Consider the following 1,880-nt stretch of genomic DNA (forward strand, 5'->3'; position numbering starts at 1 on the left):
GAAGTATCCTGTGTACATATAAAATTCAACAGAGGATGGACATAATCCTCTGAAAAAAGCACATTATTTATGTCTTTATCATACAGAATAAATCCAAAAACCTCTAGTAAATCTCCTCACTACGGATAAAATAAAATAGTTCTATTTAACAAAGGGCATACTACGTAGCGGAGGTGTTTGATATGTCTTCTAATGAAAAAGGACAAAATCAACAGGAAAATAGAATCATGTTAATCAACAATGTATTGGCTATCGGTTTTGTTGGAGGGCTCCTTGCCAGTTTTGCCGGAATAATAGCACATTATTTTAATTTTATGAAATTTAGTCCCAAATTTATACTTACTTCTTGGTCGAATATGACATGGATTGATCGCTGGCTCGGTACGGTGATGACCATGCTCGTCTTCGGAATTCTGTCCGTGGGGATTGCTTTAATATACTATGGACTTTTTAGAAAAATGAAAAGTATTCTATCAGGTGTTTTTTTTGGTGCCGTTTGCTGGGCTTTGCTTATATTTGTCTTAAAACCGATGTTCTCTGATTTGCCATCCTTTTCGGAAATGTCGTCAAAGTCCATTATAACCAGTATCTGTATTTTTATTTTATACGGCCTTTTTGTCGGATATTCTATTTCTTACGACCATCAGGAATATATTCGTCATATTAATAAAGGTGCTGAAAATCAGTCGAAAAGCTGAACGCCTGGGTTGTAAAAAAGTAGTAAGACAATTTGTAATTATGATAGAATGTTCATGGAAAGCATTCTTTTAATTATGAGCAGGTGTTTGATAATGACAAAAATCTTATTAATTAACGGTCCGAATTTAAATCGCTTAGGGAAACGTGAGCCTGCGCATTATGGGTCTTCGACGCTTTTGGATGTGGAAACTCAATTACAACAGCAGGCTCAAGGGTTAAATGTGGAAATCACTTGTTTTCAATCTAACCATGAAGGAGCGATTATCGATAAGCTCCATTGGTCAGAAGATCATGGGATAGACGGGATTATTATTAATCCAGGAGCATTTACTCATTATAGCTATGCGATTCGCGATGCAATTGCCGGAATTGATGTTCCAGTTGTGGAAGTACATATTTCGAACATCCATGCCCGTGAAAGCTTTCGGCATGAATCAGTTACCGCACCGGTGTCGGCGGGACAGATTGTCGGCTTGGGGATACACGGATATGAATTGGCTTTGCAGGCGATTACAAAGATTGCAAAGGGGGAGAAATAAAATGAATAATCTGAAACGTTTAAGAGCCTCAATGGAAAAGGTGGGCATTAATGGCTTTTTGATTACCAGTACATATAACCGCCGATTCATGACCAATTTTACTGGAAGTGCCGGTGTTGTTTTAATTTCCCAAAAAGAAGCTAAATTCATTACTGATTTCAGATACGTAGAACAAGCGGGCAAGCAGGCAGCAGACTTTGAAATTATTCAACACAAGGGGACAATTATTGAAGAAGTCGGTAAACAGGCTAAAGAGATGAATATAAGTATACTCGGCTTTGAGCAAGATCATCTGACTTTTGCGACATATAAGGCATATGAAAAGGTCAWTGAAGGACAACTTTTGCCGGTGTCGGGAGTAATTGAGAATTTACGCTTGATAAAGACTTCATCAGAGATTAAGATATTAAAGGAAGCGGCTGCTATTGCTGATGCTGCCTTTACACATATTCTGGATTTTATGCGCCCGGGTATTTCAGAGCTGGATGTGTCCAATGAGCTTGAATTCTTTATGAGGAAACAAGGGGCCACCTCTTCTTCCTTTGATATTATTGTTGCTTCTGGTAAAAGATCTGCTCTTCCGCACGGAGTGGCTACGAATAAAATCATTGAAAAAGGCGATTTTGTCACATTAGATTATGG

At 38.2% G+C, this 1,880-nt stretch carries 3 protein-coding genes; all 3 read left to right on the forward strand.

What is annotated here, in order from left to right; all coding sequences use genetic code 11:
• The first annotated feature begins 182 nt into the window (after nucleotides 1-182).
• Nucleotides 183-698: a YqhR family membrane protein gene (locus tag AC1DUW_RS27335; RefSeq protein ID WP_477643992.1), complete on the forward strand. Its 516-nt coding sequence runs from the start codon at nucleotides 183-185 to the stop codon at nucleotides 696-698.
• A gap of 93 nt (nucleotides 699-791) precedes the next feature.
• Nucleotides 792-1,238 carry a type II 3-dehydroquinate dehydratase gene (gene aroQ / locus AC1DUW_RS27340; protein ID WP_053346924.1) on the forward strand — a complete coding sequence of 149 codons (447 nt, stop codon included), beginning with the start codon at nucleotides 792-794 and terminating at the stop codon, nucleotides 1,236-1,238.
• A 1-nt stretch (nucleotide 1,239) separates the two neighbouring features.
• Nucleotides 1,240-1,880 (forward strand): aminopeptidase P family N-terminal domain-containing protein (locus AC1DUW_RS27345; RefSeq protein ID WP_477643993.1); only part of this gene is annotated, 641 nt, incomplete at its 3' end.

Source organism: Peribacillus sp. P4_C12, assembly GCF_056402095.1.

Bases quoted from the DNA above. Each gene is read 5' to 3' on its own strand.
- AC1DUW_RS27335 (WP_477643992.1), top strand. From the start codon at position 183: ATGTCTTCTAATGAAAAAGGACAAAATCAACAGGAAAATAGAATCATG.
- aroQ (WP_053346924.1), top strand. From the start codon at position 792: ATGACAAAAATCTTATTAATTAACGGTCCGAATTTAAATCGCTTAGGG.